The sequence below is a fragment of the Streptomyces sp. NPDC006529 genome, assembly GCF_040611795.1.
In the GTDB taxonomy this organism is placed as follows: domain Bacteria; phylum Actinomycetota; class Actinomycetes; order Streptomycetales; family Streptomycetaceae; genus Streptomyces.
The window spans coordinates 1-20,638 of the sequence record NZ_JBEXPB010000025.1 but is presented as its reverse complement, the minus strand read 5'-3'; the positions used below and the strand labels follow the sequence as shown (position 1 = coordinate 20,638).

The following is a 20,638-nucleotide window of genomic DNA, read 5'->3' as shown; positions in this document are numbered from 1 at the left end:
CCGCCTGGTCGCCGGGAGCGGGCGGCGCGGGCGGCGCCGGCCCGGCCCGGGCGTCGGCCGGACGGGCCGGGGGCCGGGGGTCGGGCGGAGGCCGACGCCTACCCGGCCCGAGCGTGCGCGGCGGGGGCTGCGTCCGCCCGGGCCCGGACCTGAGCCGGGGGCAGGGGTGCGCATGGGCGGAGGTGCGCTGGGGGCGGCGGTGCGCGGCGTGCGGCGGGGGCGGCGCCCTCCCGGCGGGGGCGGGGGTGCGCTGGGGGCGGCGTGCGCCGGGGGCGGGCCACACAGGTGCCGGGGCGCGGCGGGCGTTCGCCGTGCCGCCGCGGGCGCCGGGATGCGGTCGGGTACCCGGCCGTCAGGTCGGCACCGCCCGGCCGGCGTGGGCCGGTGGCGGGGTGCGCCGGTGGTGCCGTGGGCCGGGGCGAGCGCCCGGCGGGGCTGGCCGCCCGGCGGGGGCCGATGTGCGCCCCGGGCGGAGGTCGGCGCACGCCCGACCGGCGGGCGCGGGTGCCCGGCCGGGGCAGGCACACACGCCCTGGGTCAGGCGCCACCGCGGGACCGGGCACCCGCACCCGCGCGGCACGGGTCGGGCCCCGCCTGACGGGGATCCGTCCCACCCGGGCCGGGATCCGGCACCTGGGCTGGGGGGCAGGCATACGCCGGAACGGGCACCCGCCCAGCGGGTGTCGGGCACTTGCCCCAGCAGCGCTGGTCGGGCCTCCCGCTCAGCGGGAGCCGAGTACCACCCGGCAGATCGGAGGGGAAGCACCCACTGGCAGGGCGACAGGCCCACCCGGCAGGGGGACGGGCACCCACCGGCAGGGGGACCGGCACCTCCCGCCAAGGGACAGGCACCCACCCGGCCGGGGACCGGCACCCACCCGGCAGGGACCGGCACCCGCCCGGCAAGGGAGGGGCAGGGTCAGGCCCCGAAGGCCTTGGACCCGCCCTTCACCGGCTTTGCGCCCGCCAGCAGATGCGCCGGGACCAGGTCGCGGGCCGGCTCGCTGTAGCCCACCGACACGATCTTGTCCCCCTGGTACGTGAACGACGTCAGCGAGGCCAGCGTGCACTGCCGGCGCCGCGGGTCGTGCCACAGCCTGCGCTTCTCGGCGAAGCTGCGCACGATCCAGATCGGCAGCTGGTGGCTCACGCACACCGCCTCGTGACCACGCGCCGCGTCGCGCGCCGCGTCCAGCGCGCTCATCATCCGGACGACCTGCTCGACGTACGGCTCGCCCCAGGACGGCTGGAACGGGTTCGTCAGGTGCTTCCAGTTCGCCGGCTTGCGCAGCGCACCGTCGCCGACGCCGAAGGTCTTGCCCTCGAAGACGTTCGCCGCCTCGATCAGCCGGTCGTCGGTCGCCAGGTCCAGGCTGTGCGCCTTGGCGATCGGGGCGGCCGTCTCCTGCGCGCGCTCCAGCGGGGAGGACACGACATGGGTGATGTCGCGGTTCTCCAGGTGTTCGGCGACCCGCTCGGCCATCTGCCGGCCCAGCTCGGAGAGGTGGTAGCCGGCGCGGCGCCCGTAGAGGACCCCGTCCGGATTGTGCACCTCTCCGTGGCGCATCAGGTGGACGACGGTGATGTCGCTGCTGCTCATGCGGTGCCCTCCGGGGTGGCCTCGGCGGCGGCGCGGGCGGCGGCGGGCAGCGCGGCCGCGATGCGCTCGATCGCGCGCTCGTCGTGGGCGGTGGAGACGAACCAGGACTCGAAGGACGAGGGCGGCAGGTAGACGCCCTGCTCCAGCATCGAGTGGAAGAAGCCGGTGAAGCGGAAGCTCTCCTGCTTCTTGGCGTCGTCGTAGTTCCTGACCTCGTCCTCGGTGAAGAAGACGGAGAACATGTTGGACGCGGTCTGCAGCCGGTGCGCCACGCCCTCCTTGCGGAGCGCGCCCGTCACCAGCCCCTGGATCTCGGCCGACACGGCGTCGACCTTCGCGTACGCCGCGTCGTCCAGCAGGCGCAGCTGCGCGAGACCCGCGGCCGTCGCGATCGGGTTCCCCGACAGGGTGCCCGCCTGGTAGACGGGGCCGACCGGGGCCAGGTGCCCCATCACGTCGGCGCGCCCGCCGAAGGCCGCGGCCGGGAAGCCGCCACCCATGACCTTGCCGAAGGTCATCAGGTCGGGCGCGACCCCGTCCACGCCGAACCAGCCGGCACGGGAGGTACGGAAACCGGTCATGACCTCGTCGGAGATGTACAGCGCGCCGTTCGCGCGGCACAGGTCCGCCAGGCCCTGGTTGAACCCCTCGCCGGGCGTCACCACGCCCATGTTGCCGGGCGCGGCCTCGGTGATCACGCAGGCGATCTCACCGGGGTGCGCGGCGAAGGCGGCACGTACCGCTTCGAGGTCGTTGTAGGGCAGGACGATCGTGTCGCCGGCCTGCGCGCCCGTCACACCGGGGGTGTCGGGCAGCGCGAAGGTCGCGAGGCCCGATCCGGCGGCGGCCAGGAGCGCGTCCACGTGGCCGTGGTAGCAGCCCGCGAACTTCACGATCTTGGCCCGGCCGGTGAAACCGCGGGCCAGCCGGATCGCGGACATGGTGGCCTCCGTACCGGAGGACACCAGGCGCACCTGCTCGACGGGCGCGATCCGCCCGACGATCTCCTCGGCGAGCGCGACCTCGCCCTCGCCGGGGGTGCCGAAGGACGTGCCGCGGGCGACCGCGGCCTGCACGGCCTCGATCACGGCGGGGTGGGAATGGCCGAGGATCATCGGCCCCCACGAGCAGACCAGGTCGACGTACTCGCGGCCATCGGCATCGGTGAGGTACGGACCGGTACCGGACACCATGAACCGGGGCGTTCCCCCCACGGCGCGGAACGCACGCACGGGAGAGTTCACGCCGCCGGGGGTCACGAGGGACGCGCGGTCAAACAGGTTCTGCGAGACTGGGGCTTCATACGGATACGGGTAGCTCACACCAGCCATGGTCTCAGAGGCCGCGACTGACTTGCGGGCGGGCGTTTCACCGCGCCGCCGCGGGGGAGGTCACTGCCATGATGATCAGGCCGCGTGGCGGGGGTCACGGGGCCGGGGCAGGCAAGACCAGTCGGGTGGAGATATGCAACGCGGTGGCGGACCGGGCGAGGGTACGGACGGCCTGGGGCCCGAGCGTGCCCGCGAAGCCCGCGACGCTTCCCGTGAGGCCCGGCGCCGGGGCAGGCACCGCCGCCGCGGCGCGGATGCGGTGGACGGCGTACCGTTCGCCCCGAGCGCGGTACCGGGAGGTCGCGGCATGGGCGTGACCTACAAGTACTTCGGCGCCCCGGACGGCGCCACGGCGGCCCGGGTCCCGATCTCGATGCGGCCCGAGGAGCTGGGCGGCGACGAACTCGGCATGGGCGGCCTGTTCAGCAAGATCAAACCGGAGACGGTGGCCGCGATGGTCCTGACCGGCATCGAGGGCATACCCCTGCACAAGGTCCCGCCGCTGGAGCTGGTGGTCCTGCACCCCGACTACGCGGTGGTCAAACTGCCGATGACGGTGGTCGACCCGCTGCGCGGCATCGGCGAGGAGTCCGTCGGCGCGGCGGCCTTCATCTGGTCCACGGTCCCCGACCGCGGCGGCCCGCGCGACGCGTTCAACGTCTACCAGCTCCTGCACGAGTGGCAGGACTTCTCCCACCGCCTCCACGAAGCGGGCCACCAGCCGTACTGCCTGGTCTGGCCCTGACCGTACTGCCTTGCGGCCGATGTGTGGCCGGTGTGCGGTTGGTGTGCGGTTTGTGTGCTGTCGCTGTGCGGCCCGTGTGCCGCCGGTGCGCTTCCTTCCGGTTCCGGCCGGTTCCGGCCATGCCATAGGTCCGAGTCCCGGACAGCGGGGAGGAATTCCTTTTACCCTCCTCTACATGGAAATATCGCTGCGTCTGACCCCCTGGTCCCAGGAGGACTTCGGGTTACTGCTGCGGGCCAACGAGCCCGAGATGACCAAGTACTTGGGGGGACCCGAGTCCGAGGAGCAACTGGCCGACCGCCAGCGCCGTTACGTCGCCCTGAGCGACCGGGAGCCCGCCGCCGGGCGGATGTTCCGGGTCAGCCTGACGGAAAACGGCGAAACCGTCGGTTCCGTGGGCTTCTGGCCCCGCGAATGGCGGGACGAGGACGTGTACGAGACCGGCTGGGCCGTCTTCCCCGAGCACCAGGGCCGCGGCCTCGCGGTGGCGGCGGTCACCGAACTCCTCGCGTACGTCGGCCGGCACGGCTCCCACCGCTTCGTGCACGCCTTCCCGAGCACCGACCACGCCGCCTCCCACGCGGTATGCCGCCGCGCGGGCTTCGAGTCGCTCGGTGACGTGAACTTCGAATACCCGCCGGGCATCTTCCACCCGAGCCACGACTGGCGCTACACCCTGCCCGCCTGACGGGCGGCGCCCCGGGAGCCCATGGTGCCGTAGGGCCGCCCGGGGCGCCGGCTCCGTGATCGCCGATGGCGCGCGATGATGGGCAGCGGCGCGTCCGCGCCGCGGGAGAAGGGTGACCGGGTGGCCGGGGACGGGCAGATCACGACGGCCGGGGAGGCGGCGAACGACCCGCTGGTGCTGGCGTTCGGCCGGCTTCAGGGGGCCGCGAACCGGCTGGAGTACATCCTGGGGCGCGCCCTTGAGGAGGAGTGCGGGATCAGCCACCTGATGTTCGAGGTGCTGCTGATCCTGGGCCGGGCCGGAGCGCCGGGGATGTCGATGCGGGACGTGGCGCAGGAGCGGGTCCTGACCACCGGTGGAGTGACCCGGCTGGTGGACCGGATGGAGGCGGCCGGCCTGGTGGACCGGCAGGACAACCCGCAGGACCGCCGGGGCCGACTGCTCACCCTGACGCCGCTCGGGGAGGAGACCGTGGTGCGGGCCGCCCGCCTGCACGCGGAGAACGTACGACGGCTGCTGCTGGACCCGCTGCCCGCGGAGCACCGCGAACGGTTCGCGGCCGACCTGCGGACGGTGAGCCTGGCGGCGCGCGACGCGCTGCCCCGCCTGCGCTGAGTGTCCCTGGCGGGACGAGCGGCAGGGGGAGCGGTTGAAGCGGTGCTCCCGCAGGGAAATATCTGACGGGTCAGTTACTGTTGTGTCAGGTGAATGGCTCGCGGACAGCGGGCCCGCAACCGGGAGGCACACCCTCATGAAGCTCGTCTACGTCTTCGACGCCTACTGCGGCTGGTCCTACGGTTTCGCGCCGACCCTTGCCGAGCTCGTACGCCGTCACCCCGATCTGGACGTCGAGGTGGTCTCCGGCGGCCTGTTCACCGGTACGCGCCGGGTACCCATCGGGGAGTTCGGATACGTCCAGGGCGCCAACGCCGAGATCAGCGAACTGACCGGGGTGCGGTTCGGGGCCGGGTACGCGCGGCTGATCGCGGACGGCTCGTTCGTGATGGACTCCGAGGCCGCCGCCCGGGGCACGGCCGCGTTGCGGCAGGCCGCTCCCGACCGCATCGTGGAGCTGGCTGCCGCGCTCCAGCACGCGTTCTACGCGGACGGCCTGAGCCTGTCCGACCCGGACACCTACCGCGCGCTCGCCGGGGCACACGGCCTGGACGCCGACGCCCTCGCGACGGCGTTCGCCTCGCCGGAAGCGGCCGCCGCCGCGCAGGGCGACTTCACCCGCACCGCCGAACTGGGCGTACGGGGCTTCCCCACCCTGCTGGCCGTCGAGGGCGAGCGGGTCGTGCCGCTGGCGACCGGCCACGCCACCGTCGAGGAGATCGAGCAGCGCCTGACCGCCCTCAGCACGGCGTCCTGACACCTCCTTCCCCGCCGCTCCCCGAGCCCTCCCCGCTCCCCTCCCCCCGAAAGAGACGGCCATGAGCACCCTCGACTTCAAGGTCATCGACCTGGACTTCCCCGTCGGCTCGAAGAACAAGACCGCCACCCTGATCACCGGCGCGGAGGAGGCGTTCCTGATCGACACCGGCTTCACCCGCGCCGATGGCCACCGCCTGGCCGCCGAGGTCCTGGACTCCGGGAAGACCCTGACCAAGGTCTTCATCAGCCACGCCGACCCCGACTACTACTGGGGCGCCGAGGTCATCGCCGACGCCTTCCCCGAGGCGGAACTCGTCGCGACGCCGCTGGTGATCGAGCACATCAAGGCCGCCTACGAGGGCAAGCTCAAGGCCTGGGAGCAGGTCGGCGCCAACCGCCCCACCCGTCTGGTCGAGCTGACCGAACTGACCGGAGACCTCACCTTCGAGGGACACCTGTTCCAGCTCAAGGGCGGCCAGCCCGGCCTGCCGGACCGGCACTACCTGTGGCAGGCCGAGCACCGGGCCATCGTCGCCGGCGTGCTGCTGTTCCAGAACGAGCACGTCTGGGTCGCCGACACCGGCAAGCCCGAGGACCGCGCCGCCTGGATCGCCGTACTCGACGAGATGACGGCCCTGGACCCCGCCTTCGCCGTCCCCGGCCACCGCCTGCCCACCACGGCCGCCCCGGACGCCGGCCCGATCGCCTACACCCGCGACTACCTCGTCGCGTTCGAGGCCGAACTGGAGAAGGCCGACAGCGGCGAGGCACTGACCAACGCCCTGGTCGCCCGCTACCCGAACTCCGGGATGCTCATCGCCGCCCAGCTCGGGGCCAAGGTCGCCAAGGGCGAGATGACCTGGGGCTGACCCGCCCCTCGGCAGCCGCTGCCGGACACCCCGCGCCACCCGGCACCGGCACCGGCACCGGCATCGACCGTGCGCGGCGGTGCGCGACCCGGGGGGGCATTCCCCCGCCCCGCTCGCTCCCCCTCCCCGAGAAAGGACGCCACCATGAGTGAGAACGCCGACTTCCGCACCTCCGCCGCCCCCGCCGACGTTGTGCGGCGCCAGTACCTCGCCTCCGCCCACGGCGACCTCGAAGCGCTGCGGGCCACCCTGGCCGACGACGTGGAGTGGACCGAGATGGCCGGCTTCCCCCTGGCCGGCACCTACCGCACCCCCACCGGCGTCACCTCCGCCGTGATGGAGCAGCTCGGGAAGGAGTGGGACGACTGGACCGCCCACGACGACACCTACGTCGTCGACGGCGAGAACGTCGTGGTCCTGGCCCGCTACACCGCCACCAACAAGGCTACCGGGAAGGACATCAACGTCCGCGTCGCCCACCACTTCATCGTCCGCGGCGGAAAGATCGTCCGCTTCGAACAGTTCGTGGACACCGCCAAGGTCCGCGACGCCATGCCCGCCTGAGCCTGACGCCTGACGCCGGCGACGACGCTTCCCAGCAGACCCGCCGCCGTCACAAGATCGTCATGGACGTCGGCTACGACGTCACCAGTGTTCTCCAACGTCGCGGCGCCGGTCCCGAACGGCCGCCCGGGACCAAGCGCCGCCGTCCCGCACCCCGCGAGGCCTCGCACCGGGTCTGAGCTGGAGATCAACCTCAGTCCTCACGGCACGGCGAGGTTGCAGCTCAAGCTGAGCGCCGGGCCGACCACCCGGCCACACCGCGCCCCCGCCCGGTCACCACCGCACCGTCACCACCGCCCCCGGGCCGACCCGGGCAGGGCCCCGACCCCCACCCCCGACCCCTACCCCCGACCCGTGCCCGCCCGGCCTCCCCCGGCGGTAAATTCCCCTTCGTCGCCCCGCGCCGGGCTGGCATGCTGGGACGCGTGAACGGACCGGAGATCAGCCTCACCCTCGCCCCCGAGCTGCGCCTCTTCGCCGCGCCCAGCCGGCGGGCCGAGCGCGTGCCCACGCCCGTCGACGGCACGTCCAGCCTCGGCCACGTCGTCGAATCGGTCGGCGTCCCGCTCACCGAGGTCGGCCGGCTGCTCGTGGACGGCCACGAGGCACCCGTCTCGTACGTGCCCCGGGGCGGCGAGTCCGTCGAGGCGTGCGGCGTCACCCGGCCCCAGCAGGTCCCCGGCGCCCCGCTCCGCTTCCTCCTGGACGTCCACCTCGGCACGCTCGCCCGGCGGATGCGCCTGCTCGGCATCGACGCGGCGTACGAGAACGAGGACATCGGCGACCCCGCGCTCGCCACCCGTTCCGCCGCCGAACAGCGCGTCCTGCTCTCCCGCGACCGGGGGCTGCTGCGCCGCCGCGAGATCTGGGCGGGCGCCTACGTGTACAGCGACCAGCCGGACGAGCAACTGCGCGACATCCTGGGCCGGTTCGCACCGCGCCTTGACCCCTGGACCCGCTGCACCGCCTGCAACGGCACGCTGCGCGCCGCCGACAAGGACAGCGTCGGCGATCTACTGGAGGGCGGCACCCAGCGCTCCTACGACGTCTTCGCCCAGTGCGTCGCCTGCGAGCGCGTGTACTGGCGGGGCGCGCACCACGCCCGGCTGGAAGTCATCGTCAGCGAGGCGCTGGCGGAATTCGGCGGCGGCGTCACCGCGTAGGGCCCGGCTGCGGTGGGCAGACCTTCCCACCATGACAACCCCCGCTCCCGCCACCGAGCCCGAGCCCGCGCCCCGGCCGCAACCCACCCCGGACCTGGCGGACGCAGCAAACACCCCGGACCCGACGGACGCGGCGAACACCCCGGGCCCGGCGAACGTCGTGGACATCGTGGACGTCGCGGTCATCGGCGCCGGCCCGACCGGTCTGCTGATCGCCGGGGACCTAGCCTCCGCCGGTCTGACCGTCACCCTGATCGAGCGCCGTCCGCAGACCGCCGCGAACCTCACGCGGGCCTTCGCCGTCCACGCCCGCACCCTCGAACTCCTGGACGCGCGCGGCCTCGCCGACGAACTCGTGGCCACCGGCAGCCCGATCCGGCGACTGAACCTCTTCGGCTCGCTCAGCCTCTCCCTCGACATGCTCCCCACCCGCTTCCCGTTCGTTCTCATCACCCCCCAATTCAAGACCGAACACCTGCTGGAGCGTCGCGCGTTGTCCACAGGTGTGGACATCCGGTACGACCATGAGCTGATCGCACTGCGCCAAAGCCCGGACCCGTACCAGGACCAGGACCAGCAACCGCACCCCCACCAGAAACACCCCCACCCCCACCAAGACCCCGACACCGTCGCCCTCGACCTCCGCACCCCCACCACCGACCGCACCACCACCCTGTACGCCCGGCACGTCGTCGGCGCCGACGGCGTCCGCTCCACCGTCCGCCGCGAACTCGGCCTGCCCTTCCCGGGCCGCGCCGTCGTCAGCTCGATGGTGCTGGCCGACGTGCGCCTGACCGAGGAGCCCCCGGACCAGCTCGCCGTCGACAGCAACGGCCGGGCCTTCGCCTTCCTCGTCCCCTTCGGCGACGGCTGGTACCGGGCCATCGCCTGGCACCGCGACAGCCGGGCCCACGACGACGACCCCGTCGGCCTCGACGAACTGCGCGCCACCACCCGCGCCGCCCTCGGCACCGACCACGGCATGCACGACGCCCGCTGGATCTCCCGCTTCCACGCCGACGAGCGCCAGGTCCCGCACTACCGCGTGGGCCGCGTCTTCCTCGCCGGGGACGCCGCGCACGTCCACTCCCCCGCGGGCGGCCAGGGCATGAACACCGGCCTCCAGGACGCCGCCAACCTCTCCTGGAAGCTCGCCGCGGTTCTCCTCGGCCGCGCCCCCGACCCCGAGGCGCTGCTGGACAGCTACGAGCGCGAACGCCACCCCGTCGGCCGCCTCGTGCTCCGCGGGAGCGGCGCCCTGACCCGGATCACCATGGCCGCCACGCCCGCCCGCCGCGCGCTGCGCGATGCCGGCGCCGCACTCCTGGCCCAGGTCCGGCCCGCCCGCGACCGTGCGCTCGGCATGGTCTCCGGGATCGGGATCTCCTACCCGCCGCCGCCCGGTGCCGCCCGGCCCGCGGGCCGCCGTGCGCCCGACGCCGTCCTGCGCGAGGGCAGGCTCTACGAGCTGCTGCGGGCGGGCGGCTTCGTCCTGATCACCCCGCCCGGCATGACGCTCGGGCCGGACGGCGCCCCCGCTCCGGCCGCGCCGGAGCCCGGGCTCACCCACGCCTCCTGGCGCACGTACGGACGTACCGCCTGTGTACTGGTACGGCCGGACGGCTACGTCGCCTGGTCCGCGCCCGCGCCCACCGCGGCCGAGGTCGACCGGGCGCTCGCGGGCTGGATCCTGCGGGCTCGCAAGGAGTAGCGCGGTCGAGCCAGCCCCTGAAAGGAACGGCTGGAGACCACCCCACGGGGTCAGAAGGAGTAGGCGTCACCCGTGTCGAGGGCCAGTACCGCGCGCTCGTCGTTGGCGTGGTTGCGGTCGGTCGCGCCGCCGTTCCACCACGTGTCCAGCCGCACCACCACCTCCGGCGGCCACTCCTTGAGGCGCAGCCGCAGGCCGATGTGGCGGCCCTGCCCGTGCGCGGGCAGGGTTCCCGTCTCGCAGATCACCTCGCGCTGACCGGCCCGGGCGCAGCCCTGCGCCAGTTCCTGGCCGGGGGCGAGGTCCGCGGAGAGCCGTAGCCGCAGGGTGGTGTTCGCGAGCGCGGCCGGCCCCTCGTTCTCCGGGACCACCCAGACGGCGAGCCGGCCGCCGGACAGGCTCACCCGCCCGTGGTAGGCCACATCAGCCTCAGGCGCCCCCGCCCCGGGGGCCACCGCCCCGGCCGCCTGCGCGGCTCCCGCCGGGGCCGCGGCCCCGGCCAGCACCAGCCCCAGGACCAGCCCCACGGGCACCACGATTCGGACGACACCACGGCGCACGGTCACCGTCACCACCTCCACGCGCGGACGCTAACGACCCGCGCCGCGCACCGGTCGGACCATCACACGAACGAGGGCGCGCCTCCCCGCCATCTGCGACGCCCACGGTCGGCACCGGACCCGTGCCCCGGTCCGCGAACCGGCCCCCAACCCCCGCCCAGCACCCCCCGCCCCGACCCGCATGCCAGGCTGACCCCGTGCCAGGCTGACCCCATGCCGCTCCTCCGCTCCGTGCCCCTCTTCGCCCTCGCCGCCGTCCTCGAAATCGGCGGCGCCTGGCTCGTCTGGCAAGGCGTGCGCGAGCACAAGGGGTGGGTCTGGATCGGCGCCGGAGTCATCGCCCTCGGCCTTTACGGCTTCGTCGCCACCCTCCAGCCCGAGGGTGACTTCGCCCGGGTGCTGGCCGCCTACGGCGGGGTCTTCGTGGCCGGATCCCTCGCCTGGGGCATGGTCGCCGACGGCTACCGCCCCGACCGCTGGGACATCGCCGGGGCCCTGGTCTGCCTGGCCGGGATGGCCCTCATCATGTACGCACCGCGCGGTCGCTGACCCGCCGCGGACCGCCGACCGGGCGTGCGGGCGCATGCCTATGCTGGCCGGGTATCGATCACCCGAACGAGGAGCGCTCCCATGACCCCCCGCATCGCAGTCGTCACCGGGGCGAGCAGCGGAATCGGCGCGGCCACCGCGCGGCAGCTCGCCGGCGCGGGCTACCACGTCGTGCTGACCGCCCGCCGCAAGGACCGCATCGAGCAGCTGGCCGCGGAGATCACCGCGGCCGGGCAGTTGGCCACCGCCCACGCACTCGACGTGACGGACCGCGCGGCCGTCGACGCGTTCGCCGCGTCCCTGGAGCGGTGCGACGTGCTGGTCAACAACGCGGGCGGAGCGCTCGGCGCCGAGCCGGTCGCCACCGGCGACCCGGCCGACTGGCGCACGATGTACGAGGTCAACGTCATCGGCACGCTCCACGTCACCCAGGCCCTGCTGCCGGCCCTGACCGCGTCCGGAGACGGCACCGTCGTGGTCCTCTCCTCGACCGCCGGGCACTCGACGTACGAGGGCGGCGCCGGGTACGTCGCCGCCAAGAACGGCGCCCGCGTGCTGGCGGAGACCCTGCGCCTGGAGATCGTCGGCCAGCCGGTCCGGGTGATCGAGATCGCCCCGGGCATGGTCAAGACGGAGGAGTTCGCCACGACGCGCTTCCGCGGGGACACGGACAAGGCGGCCAAGGTGTATGCGGGCGTCGCCCACCCGCTCTCCGCCGACGACGTGGCCGACACCATCACCTGGGCGGTGACCCGCCCCAGTCACGTCAACATCGACCTGCTGGTGGTCCGCCCGCGCGCCCAGGCCTCGAACGCGAAGGTCCACCGCGAGCTGTAGCCGGTCGGGGCACGCGGCCGCCCGACGGGGCCGGCCCGTCCGGTACGACGCCACGCCCCGCCCCGCTCCCGCCCCGGGCTCCCGCCTACGCCGGCCCGGCGTCCCTGAGCCGGGGCGGGAGGGCCGCGGGCTTGAGCCCCGCGGCCTTCGCCGCGGCCAGCGCCCGCTCCAGGTCGGCTTCGAGCGTGGGCGTGAAGTGCAGCAGCACGATGTCGCCCGCCCGCAGCCGCGGGGTCGGCGGCGTCTCGTTCCAGGTGGTGAAGTCGTGGGTCCAGGTGACCAGCGTCTTCACGCCGCACGCCTTCGCCGCGAGCCGCACGTCGTCGTCGACGGCCCCGTACGGCGGCCGCAGCAGCTGCGGCGCCCGCCCGAACGTCCCCTTGAGCCGCGCCCGCGCCCCGCAGACCTGCGCGTCCTTGCCCGCCGCGTCGAGCGTGGTCAGGTCCGGGTGGTCGACGGTGTGGTTCTCGACGGTCGCCCGCCCCTGCTCGACGAGGTCCGTGAAGTACGCCGTGTCGTACGAGGTGGCTCCGGGCAGCAGGAACAGCGTCACCGGCACCCGCTTGCCGATGAGCGTCCGCGCGGCGGCGGGGTCGTGGTACCACCCGTCGTCGATGGTCAGGAAGACGACCTGGTCGTCGGTCGGCACCCGCGACACGACGGGCGGCAGCCCCACCCCCTCGACGGCAGCCACGACCGGCTCCCCGGCCCCCACCCCCGCCACGGCCGACCCGGCCACCCCGAAGGTGAGCGACAGCGAAGCGAACACACCGAGAACGACCCGAGATCTCCTCATGCCGCCACCCTGGTCTAGACCAACTCCGACCGTCAACCCCCGTGCACGACAGGCAAGTTGGTCCCGCCACACCTCTTGCGCCCGTACGGGTGAACACACCCGGATTGTCCCCGGCCGCCGCTACGCTCCAGAAGCATGAGCCCCCATAAGGAGGAAGCCATGGCCGTAATAGCGCAGGAGACGACGCTCGCCGGGATCGCCGACCGTCTGTCCAGCCAGCTGCCCGGGCACCGAGTGGAGATTCTCCAGGGGAGGCTCACCGTGACACCGCCCGCCGACGGACCGCATGCCGAGGCCCTGACGTGGCTCATCGAGCAGTTCTACGAGGCCGGGGCGAAGCGCGCAGGCCTCAGATACCTACAGGCCATCGGCGTCGTACTGCCGTCGGGTCCGGAGGACCACGCCATCCCGGACTTCTCCCTGGTCGAGGACGACTACAAGGACGCCCACGTCCGGCAGAACTGCTTCGCCCCCCACGTCTTCCGCATGGTCCTGGAAGTGACGTCTTCCAACTGGTCCGACGACATCGGCCCCAAGGTCGACTGCTACGCCCAGGCCGGCATCCCGGTGTACCTCGTCGCGGACCGCCGCCACGACGAGGTCGTCCTGTACACCGATCCGCGGGGCGGCGGTTACCGCTCGCGCACGCCTTTCAAGCGCGGCATGAACGTCCCGCTGCCGGAGGTGACCGGCGTCGCCCTCGAACTCGCCGTCGACCGACTCCTCGACGGCGAACCCGGCGAACCCATCGCCTGACGCACCGGCCCCCGCAGCGCACCCCCGCACGCACGCGGAGGGACCCGGACCACCCTGGGTCCGGGTCCCTCCGCTCCCCCGACAACTGCGTCCCGGGCCCGGTTCAGCCCTTGACGCAGATGAGCTGCTTCAGCTTGGCCACGACCTCGACGAGGTCGGTCTGCTGGTCGATGACCTGCTCGATCGGCTTGTACGCGCCCGGGATCTCGTCCACCACGCCGGAGTCCTTGCGGCACTCCACGCCCTTGGTCTGCTCCGCCAGGTCCCGCGTGGAGAAGCGCTTCTTCGCGGCCGTACGGCTCATCTTGCGGCCCGCGCCGTGCGAGGCCGAGTTGAAGGACTTCTCGTTGCCGAGGCCCTTCACGATGTACGAGCCGGTCCCCATCGACCCCGGGATGATCCCGAAGTCGCCGCTGCCCGCACGGATCGCGCCCTTGCGGGTGACCAGCAGGTCCATGCCGTCGTAGCGCTCCTCGGACACGTAGTTGTGGTGGCAGCTGATCTCGTGGTCGAAGGACACCTTCGCCTTGCGGAACTCCCGGCGGACGACCTCCTTGAAGAGGCTCATCATCACGGCGCGGTTGTACTTGGCGTACTCCTGCGCCCAGAAGAGGTCGTTGCGGTAGTCCTGCATCTGCGGCGTGGCCGCCAGGAACACCGCGAGGTCGCGGTCCACCAGGTCCTGGTTGTGCGCGAGCCCGCGGGCCACGCCCATGTGGTGCTCGGCCAGCTCGTTGCCGATGTTCCGGGAGCCGGAGTGCAGCATCAGCCAGACCGATCCCGTCTCGTCGAGACAGAATTCGATGAAGTGGTTGCCTCCCCCGAGCGTCCCGATCTGCTTCGCGGCACGCTCCCGGCGGAACTTGACCGCGTCCGCGATGTAGTCGAAGCGCGTCCAGAGGTCGTCGAAGCCGTCCGCCGCGAAGTCGTAGAGGCGCGCGGGGTCCACCGCCTCCTTGTGGAGGCCCGTACCCACCGGGATCGCCTGCTCGATCTTCGAGCGCAGCCGCGACAGGTCCCCGGGCAGGTCGCCCGCGGTCAGCGAGGTCCGTACGGCCGACATCCCGCAGCCGATGTCCACGCCCACCGCGGCCGGGCAGACCGCGTCCTTCATGGCGATGACCGAGCCGACGGTGGCGCCCTTGCCGTAATGCACGTCCGGCATGACGGCCAGGCCCTTGATCCAGGGCAGCGTCGCGACGTTGTGCAGCTGCCGCATCGCGCTGTCCTCGACCGCGCTCGGATCGGTCCACATCCGGATCGGGACCTTCGCCCCGGGCACCTCTACATACGACATAACTTCCTCAACACCCGTCAACCTCAGAAAAGTCTCAATACGCAAAAAGCCTCGCATCAGGGCCCAAAGACGACATGGGACCGGCGTCAGCACCAGCGTGTGCGATAGACATTGTGTCCACGCGCGGCCCAGCAGCGGCAACGCAATTTCGCCTGTCGAACGGAGCCAGACGACGTGCAGCGCAACGCGGTACGGCAAGTCCTCCCGGGCATCGTGATGCTCACCGCGCTTCTGGCCGGGTGCACCGGCGGCGGCGGGACCGGGACCACCACCGACTCCAAGGCGGGCGGCGGCACGCCCGTCGCCGCGCCGCCGGGGAAGTACCGCAGCCTGCCCTCGCCGTGCAAGGCGGTCGACGGGAAGCGGCTGCGGGCCATGCTCCCGGCCGCGGCCACGCTCACCTCACCGCAGCGCGACCAGCTCTACGCCGGGGCCGCCGACACCTCGTACGACGGCGACCGCCGCGTCGGCTGCCGCTGGAAGGCGCAGACCCCCGAGGAGACCCGGCTGCTGTCCGTCGGCTTCGAGCGGGTCGTCTCCTACGACCGCGCCACCAGCAGCGACGACGCCAAGACGCGCCAGGTCTACGAGCGCCGCCTCACCGACGCCCACCTGCCGGCCCCCGTGCCGCCGAGCGGCCCGACCCCCGGCGCGAGCGCCACGACGCCGGCCCCCGGCACCGCCCCGAGCGGCGCTCCCGCCCCCGGCACGGCCGCGCAGCCCGCCACCACCGCGCAACCCGCCACCGCGCCGCCCGCCACCGCACCCGCCCCGGGCACCCCCGCCACCGGCGCCCCCGCGCCCTCCGCCACGCCCACTCCCCCCGAGCTGGGCTCCCGCGTCCTGGACGGGCTCGGGGACGCCGCCTTCGTCGAGGACCGGCTCAGCGCGGCCGGGTCCGCCGCCCAGGCACGGACCGTACGCATCGTCTTCCGCACCGCGAACGTCATCGTCACCGTCGAGTACAGCGTCCAGCCCGCGCTGCCCGGCGGCGTCCCCTCCAGCGCGGAGACGCAGGAGGAGGCGCGGCAGGTGGCACAGGCCCTGGTGGAGCGCTTCAACGACTGACGGCCGACCGACAGCCGACGGACGGGCCGGCCCGCCCGGGCCCCGCCGGCCCCCGGCCACAGCCCCGCGTGACGGCGGGCACAGCAGGCCGGCGCCCGGTCGGGCTACCGTTGCCCGGGTCCCCGTGCCCACCGACCACCAACGTACGAAGGAATCATGCACCGATCAGCCTCGCGCCTCACCCGTGTCATCGCCTGCGCAGCCGTCCCGGTGATCCTCGCCGTCTCCGGCTGCTCGTCCGACTCGGGCAAGAGCACCGACACGGGCAAGAAGTCCGATTCGTCCGCCGCGTCCAAGGCTCCGAGCAAGAAGCCGTCCGCCCCTCTGGAGAAGGCCGCCTTCGCCACGCTGCCCGACCCGTGCAAGACGGTCCAGGAGAAGACCATCGACGCGCTGGTCCCCGAGGCGAAGGACAAGAACGGCACGGCCACCAAGTCGAACGACCTGACCAGTCGCGCCAGCTGCTCCTGGAACGGCCTGGACGAGAACGGTCTCAAGGGCTCGGACTACCACTGGCTCGCGGTCTCCCTGGTCCGCTACGACTCCCACGAGTCCCTCGGCAGCGGCAACAAGCGCGCCGAGGAGCAGTACAACAAGCAGCTCCAGACGGCCAAGACCGTCCAGGGCGCCCAGAACGCGAAGAACGACCAGGTGGGCGGCGTCGGCGACCAGGGCACCTCCGTCACCTACACCACGAAGAAGGACGGCGCCGACTTCTTCAACACCACGGTCATCGTGCGCACCCAGAACGTCGTGGTCTCCCTGGACTACAACGGCGCCGCCTACGAGGGCGCAGCCGCCCCCGACCCGGCGAAGCTGCTGGAGGGCGCGGTCGCCGCGAGCCGCGAAGCCGTGAACGCGGTCGCCGCCGCCAACGCGCAGCCGGCGGCCTCGGGCGCACCGTCCGCCCCCGCCTCCGCCTCGGCCTCCGCTCCCGCGTCCGCCGCCTGACCTGCTCGCCCGGCCGAACGGGCCCGCGGACCAGGTGAGATCACCTCACCCGTACGCTGTGCCTGCCGTAGCTCGATAGTGGGAGGGGATCGCGGGTGGCCGCGATGCAGCTGACTCGAACGCACCGGATACTCATCGGCGTCGTCGTCGCCGGCGCCGTCGTCATCGCGGGAATCGGCTTCGCCGGTTCCTACGCCGCGGTGCGCGCGCTGGCGCTGCAGAAGGGGTTCGGCAGCTTCTCGCTGGTGTTCCCGATCGGCATCGACATGGGCATCTGCGTGCTGCTCGCGCTCGACCTGCTGCTGACGTGGATCCGCATCCCCTTCCCGCTGCTGCGCCAGACGGCGTGGCTGCTGACCGCCGCCACCATCGCCTTCAACGGCGCGGCGGCCTGGCCGGACCCGCTGGGCGTGGGCATGCACGCCGTCATCCCGATCCTGTTCGTGGTGACGGTCGAGGCCGCCCGGCACGCGGTGGGGCGGATCGCCGACATCACCGCGGACCGGCACATGGAGGGCGTGCGGATCACCCGCTGGCTGCTCTCGCCGATCCCCACCTTCAAGCTGTGGCGCCGGATGAAGCTGTGGGAGCTGCGCTCCTACGAGCAGGCGGTCGGCATGGAGCAGGACCGGCTGATCTACCAGGCCCGCCTCCAGGCCCGCTACGGCCGCGCGTGGCGCCGCAAGGCCCCCGTCGAGGCGCTGATGCCGCTGCGCCTCGCCCGGATCGGCGTACCGCTGTCCCAGACGGTGCCCGAGGGGCTCGCGGCCGCGGGCATCGAACCCGCGCTGCTGCCCCCGCTCGCGGACGCCCAGGCGGCGCCGACGGCCCTGGAGGCGCGCCAGTCGGCCGGGCAGCCGGACGTGGCCGGACTGCCGCAGGCCGCCACGGCGCAGGCGCAGCCCGTACTGCCGGCCCAGGCGAGCGGGCCCGCGCCCGCGCCGGGGCCCGTCCACAGCGCCGCCCCGCCGCCCTTCGCCGTCGACCCGACCGCGATGCCCGCGGCCCACAACAGCGCGTGGTTCGCGGCCCCGCTGGCCCCGCAGGCGGCGTACGAGGGCGGCTACAACCCGCAGTACGTCGAGGGCCTGGAGCCCACCCCGGTGCTTCCCCCGACCGGCCCGGACGCCCAGCAGCAGGAAGCGGCGCAGCAGGCCCCCGGCCCGGTGGCGGCGGCCCCCGGCGCGGTCCCGGCCGACGGCCCGGCCGACGGCCAGGACCTCACCCCGGTCGACGAGGTGAAGTTCGCCGAGGCGGCGTACGAGGTGTTCCGCACCTACGTCGACGAGCACGGCAACTGGCCGAGCCCCGAGCAGCTCGACATACACCTCTCCGACGGCCACGGCATCGTCCACCCGCGCAGCTCCACCACGCTCAAGCGGCTGATGCCCGAGCTGAAGCAGCGCTACCAGACGGACCTGGAGAACGAACACATCGCCTGACGCCCCCCGGCGACCGGCCGACCGGATGGCATGGAGAAGGGCCCGAACCCCCGCGGGGTTCGGGCCCTTCTCGCACCGGACTCAGACGGCGAGCAGCTTGCGCACCCGGTCCGCCCCGACCGCGAGCAGCAGCGTGGGCAGGCGCGGCCCGGTCTCCCGGGTCACCAGCAGCCGGTAGAGCAGCGCGAAGAACGTCCGCTGCGCGACCTTCAGCTCCGGCGTCGGCTTGGCGTCCGGCTCCAGGCCCGCCATCACCTTCGGCACGCCGTAGACGAGCGTGGTCAGCCCGTCGAGCGACCAGTGCGCGTCCAGGCCGTCCAGGAGCCGGCGCAGCGACTCGCGGCCCTCGTCGTCCAGCGAGGCCAGCAGCTCCGTGTCGGGCTCCTCTCGCACCAGCGTGCGCTGGTCGGCCGGGACCTGAGTGGTGATCCAGTTCTCGGCGCGGTCCAGCCGCGGGCGTACCTCGTCCAGCGACCCCAGCGGGTTCGCGGGGTCAAGGTCGTTGAGGATGCGGACCGTCTGCTCGTCGTGCCCGGCCGTGATGTCCACGACCGAGGCGAGCGTGCGGTACGGCAGCGGCCGCGGGGTGCGCGGCAGCTCACCGGCGGCGGTGCGCACGGCGCGCGCGTGCGCGGCGGCGTCGGCGGGCAGCACGCTGCCGTCCGCGACCTTGGCCTCCAGCTTGTCCCACTCGTCGTAGAGCCGCTGGATCTCCTGGTCGAAGGCGATCTTGAAGGACTGGTTCGGCTTGCGGCGGGCGTACAGCCAGCGCAGCAGCTGCGGCTCCATGATCTTCAGCGCGTCGGCCGGGGTCGGGACCCCGCCCTTGCTGGAGGACATCTTCGCCATGCCGCTGATGCCGACGAACGCGTACATCGGGCCGATCGGCTGCTCACCGCCGAAGATGTGCACGATCTGGCCGCCGACCTGGAACGACGAGCCGGGCGAGGAGTGGTCGACGCCGGAGGGCTCGAAGATCACGCCCTCGTAGGCCCAGCGCATCGGCCAGTCGACCTTCCAGACCAGCTTGCCGCGGTTGAACTCGCTGAGCTTGACCGTCTCGGTGAACGCGTCCTCGGTGCAGACGTAGGTCAGCTCGGTGCTCTCGTCGTCGTAGGACGTCACCTTGGTGAAGTCCTTGCCGCACTGACCGCAGTAGGGCTTGTACGGGAAGTACCCGCCCTCGCCCACGCTGCCGTCGTCCTCGGCGGCGGCGCCCGAACCCTCGGCGGCCTCCAGCTCGGCCTCGTCGACCTGCTTCTGCTGGGGCTTCTTGCCACCCGGCTTCTGCTTGGTGCGGTACTGGTCGAGGATCGCGTCGATGTCGCCGCGGTGCTTCATCGCGAACAGCACCTGCTCGCGGTAGACGCCCGTCGTGTACTGCTCGGTCTGGCTGATCGGGTCGTACTCGACGCCCAGCTCGGCCAGCGCCTCCACCATGGCGGCCTTGAAGTGCTCGGCCCACGTCGCGTACGCGGAGCCGGCCGGCGCGGGGACCGCGGTCAGCGGCGTGCCGATGTACTGGCCATAGGTCTCGGGGTCCACGCCCGGGATGCCGGCCGGCACCTTGCGGTAGCGGTCGTAGTCGTCCCAGGACAGGACGTGCCGCACCTCGATGCCCCGGCGGCGGATCTCGTCCGCGACCAGGTGCGGGGTCATTACCTCGCGGAGGTTGCCCAGGTGGATCGGCCCCGACGGGGAGAGTCCGGACGCGACGACGACAGGTTTGCCGGGTGCTCGGCGCTCCGCCTCGGCGATGACCTCGTCCGCGAAACGGGAGACCCAGTCGGTCTCGGTGCTGCTCTGAGCCACGACACGTCCTTCTATCTCGAATGCTGGCTGCTGCCATTCTCCCAGACGGAAGAGAGGGCTCCGCGGTTGTTTTCTCCCGTGAAACCGAAGGCGCCCGCGTGGGATACTCGGCACTTGTCGGAACACCCAAGTGCGCGCCCCGCCGCGCGCTCAAGTACATCCTCACAGGAACGGCAGCTCATGGCCTCGGTCCCTTCCCTCGCTTCGTCCGTCAACCAGCGCGTCGCCGACGCCCTCGCCTCCGCCCTGCCGGAGGCCGGTGGCGCGGACCCGCTGCTGCGACGAAGCGACCGGGCCGACTTCCAGGCCAACGGCATCCTGGCGCTCGCGAAGAAGGCCAAGGCCAACCCGCGCGAGCTGGCGACCACCGTGGTCGGCGGGATCCCCGCCGGCGGTGAGGACGACCTGATCAAGGAGATCGAGGTCTCCGGACCCGGCTTCCTCAACATCACGGTCACCGACCGGGCGATCGTCGAGACCCTGGCGGCCCGCGCCGCCGACGCGCGCCTCGGCGTGCCGCTCTCG

The 20,638-nt window shown here is 73.0% G+C and carries 20 protein-coding genes and 1 pseudogene; 15 read left to right on the top strand and 6 right to left on the bottom strand.

Annotated elements, in window-relative coordinates; all coding sequences use genetic code 11:
• Nucleotides 1-919 precede the first annotated feature (919 nt).
• Both ABZY31_RS18650 and hemL read right to left on the bottom strand, forming a co-directional pair.
• The gene (locus tag ABZY31_RS18650) at nt 920-1,600 is read right to left on the bottom strand and encodes a histidine phosphatase family protein (RefSeq protein ID WP_356411577.1); all 681 of its coding nucleotides are present in this window, start codon (nt 1,598-1,600) and stop codon (nt 920-922) included.
• Nucleotides 1,597-2,931 carry a glutamate-1-semialdehyde 2,1-aminomutase gene (gene hemL / locus ABZY31_RS18645; protein WP_356411574.1) on the bottom strand — a complete coding sequence of 445 codons (1,335 nt, stop codon included), beginning with the start codon at nt 2,929-2,931 and terminating at the stop codon, nt 1,597-1,599. Before hemL ends, ABZY31_RS18650 begins: the two co-directional genes overlap by 4 nt.
• Before the next feature lie 133 nt (nt 2,932-3,064).
• On the opposite strand from hemL, the gene ABZY31_RS18640 reads away from it, so the two are divergent.
• From ABZY31_RS18640 to ABZY31_RS18605, 8 genes are all read left to right on the top strand, one after another.
• Nucleotides 3,065-3,676 carry a hypothetical protein gene (locus ABZY31_RS18640; RefSeq protein ID WP_356411571.1) on the top strand — a complete coding sequence of 204 codons (612 nt, stop codon included), beginning with the start codon at nt 3,065-3,067 and terminating at the stop codon, nt 3,674-3,676.
• Nucleotides 3,677-3,851: 175 nt separating this feature from the next.
• Nucleotides 3,852-4,364 (top strand): GNAT family N-acetyltransferase, encoded by a 513-nt coding sequence (locus tag ABZY31_RS18635; protein WP_356411568.1) that lies wholly within the window; start codon nt 3,852-3,854, stop codon nt 4,362-4,364.
• A 78-nt stretch (nt 4,365-4,442) separates the two neighbouring features.
• The gene (locus tag ABZY31_RS18630; RefSeq protein WP_356411750.1) at nt 4,443-4,979 is read left to right on the top strand and encodes a MarR family transcriptional regulator; all 537 of its coding nucleotides are present in this window, start codon (nt 4,443-4,445) and stop codon (nt 4,977-4,979) included.
• 136 nt (nt 4,980-5,115) lie between these two features.
• A complete protein-coding gene (locus tag ABZY31_RS18625; RefSeq protein ID WP_356411565.1) occupies nt 5,116-5,736 on the top strand; it encodes a DsbA family protein in 621 nt (206 codons plus the stop codon).
• A 61-nt stretch (nt 5,737-5,797) separates the two neighbouring features.
• The gene (locus tag ABZY31_RS18620; protein ID WP_356411562.1) at nt 5,798-6,607 is read left to right on the top strand and encodes an MBL fold metallo-hydrolase; all 810 of its coding nucleotides are present in this window, start codon (nt 5,798-5,800) and stop codon (nt 6,605-6,607) included.
• 144 nt (nt 6,608-6,751) lie between these two features.
• Nucleotides 6,752-7,171, top strand: a complete 420-nt coding sequence (locus ABZY31_RS18615) for a nuclear transport factor 2 family protein (protein ID WP_356411559.1) — start codon at nt 6,752-6,754, stop codon at nt 7,169-7,171.
• 425 nt (nt 7,172-7,596) lie between these two features.
• Nucleotides 7,597-8,334, top strand: a complete 738-nt coding sequence (locus ABZY31_RS18610) for a Mut7-C RNAse domain-containing protein (protein WP_356411558.1) — start codon at nt 7,597-7,599, stop codon at nt 8,332-8,334.
• A gap of 31 nt (nt 8,335-8,365) precedes the next feature.
• Nucleotides 8,366-10,045: an FAD-dependent oxidoreductase gene (locus ABZY31_RS18605; protein ID WP_356411555.1), complete on the top strand. Its 1,680-nt coding sequence runs from the start codon at nt 8,366-8,368 to the stop codon at nt 10,043-10,045.
• 50 nt (nt 10,046-10,095) lie between these two features.
• Here ABZY31_RS18605 and ABZY31_RS18600 read toward each other — a convergent pair whose 3' ends face one another.
• Nucleotides 10,096-10,626, bottom strand: coding sequence for a hypothetical protein (locus ABZY31_RS18600; RefSeq protein WP_356411550.1), 531 nt, complete (start codon nt 10,624-10,626; stop codon nt 10,096-10,098).
• A 192-nt stretch (nt 10,627-10,818) separates the two neighbouring features.
• On the opposite strand from ABZY31_RS18600, the gene ABZY31_RS18595 reads away from it, so the two are divergent.
• Together ABZY31_RS18595 and ABZY31_RS18590 are read left to right on the top strand one after the other, a co-directional pair.
• Nucleotides 10,819-11,154: a YnfA family protein gene (locus tag ABZY31_RS18595; protein ID WP_356411547.1), complete on the top strand. Its 336-nt coding sequence runs from the start codon at nt 10,819-10,821 to the stop codon at nt 11,152-11,154.
• 81 nt (nt 11,155-11,235) lie between these two features.
• Nucleotides 11,236-11,991, top strand: a complete 756-nt coding sequence (locus ABZY31_RS18590; RefSeq protein WP_356411544.1) for an SDR family oxidoreductase — start codon at nt 11,236-11,238, stop codon at nt 11,989-11,991.
• An 85-nt stretch (nt 11,992-12,076) separates the two neighbouring features.
• Here ABZY31_RS18590 and ABZY31_RS18585 read toward each other — a convergent pair whose 3' ends face one another.
• The gene (locus tag ABZY31_RS18585) at nt 12,077-12,787 is read right to left on the bottom strand and encodes a polysaccharide deacetylase family protein (protein WP_356411541.1); all 711 of its coding nucleotides are present in this window, start codon (nt 12,785-12,787) and stop codon (nt 12,077-12,079) included.
• Between the two features lie 135 nt (nt 12,788-12,922).
• Between ABZY31_RS18585 and ABZY31_RS18580 the strand changes: the two genes are divergently transcribed.
• Entirely contained in the window at nt 12,923-13,543 is a 621-nt protein-coding gene (locus tag ABZY31_RS18580) for a Uma2 family endonuclease (protein WP_356411538.1), read from the top strand.
• A gap of 103 nt (nt 13,544-13,646) precedes the next feature.
• On the opposite strand, the gene ABZY31_RS18575 is transcribed toward ABZY31_RS18580, so the two are convergent.
• Nucleotides 13,647-14,840 carry an RtcB family protein gene (locus ABZY31_RS18575; protein ID WP_356411535.1) on the bottom strand — a complete coding sequence of 398 codons (1,194 nt, stop codon included), beginning with the start codon at nt 14,838-14,840 and terminating at the stop codon, nt 13,647-13,649.
• A 174-nt stretch (nt 14,841-15,014) separates the two neighbouring features.
• On the opposite strand from ABZY31_RS18575, the gene ABZY31_RS18570 reads away from it, so the two are divergent.
• The 3 genes from ABZY31_RS18570 to ABZY31_RS18560 all read left to right on the top strand — a co-directional run bounded on the left by ABZY31_RS18570 (nt 15,015) and on the right by ABZY31_RS18560 (nt 18,301).
• A complete protein-coding gene (locus ABZY31_RS18570; protein WP_356411532.1) occupies nt 15,015-15,908 on the top strand; it encodes a DUF3558 domain-containing protein in 894 nt (297 codons plus the stop codon).
• 156 nt (nt 15,909-16,064) lie between these two features.
• The gene (locus ABZY31_RS18565) at nt 16,065-16,859 is read left to right on the top strand and encodes a DUF3558 family protein (RefSeq protein ID WP_356411529.1); all 795 of its coding nucleotides are present in this window, start codon (nt 16,065-16,067) and stop codon (nt 16,857-16,859) included.
• Nucleotides 16,860-16,963: 104 nt separating this feature from the next.
• Complete coding sequence (locus ABZY31_RS18560) at nt 16,964-18,301, top strand: DUF2637 domain-containing protein (protein WP_356411527.1); 1,338 nt, start codon at nt 16,964-16,966, stop codon at nt 18,299-18,301.
• 81 nt (nt 18,302-18,382) lie between these two features.
• On the opposite strand, the gene lysS is transcribed toward ABZY31_RS18560, so the two are convergent.
• Nucleotides 18,383-20,113 carry a lysine--tRNA ligase gene (gene lysS, locus ABZY31_RS18555; RefSeq protein WP_356411524.1) on the bottom strand — a complete coding sequence of 577 codons (1,731 nt, stop codon included), beginning with the start codon at nt 20,111-20,113 and terminating at the stop codon, nt 18,383-18,385.
• Between the two features lie 180 nt (nt 20,114-20,293).
• On the opposite strand from lysS, the pseudogene ABZY31_RS18550 reads away from it, so the two are divergent.
• A pseudogene (locus ABZY31_RS18550) lies at nt 20,294-20,638 on the top strand (arginine--tRNA ligase); the annotation flags it as partial.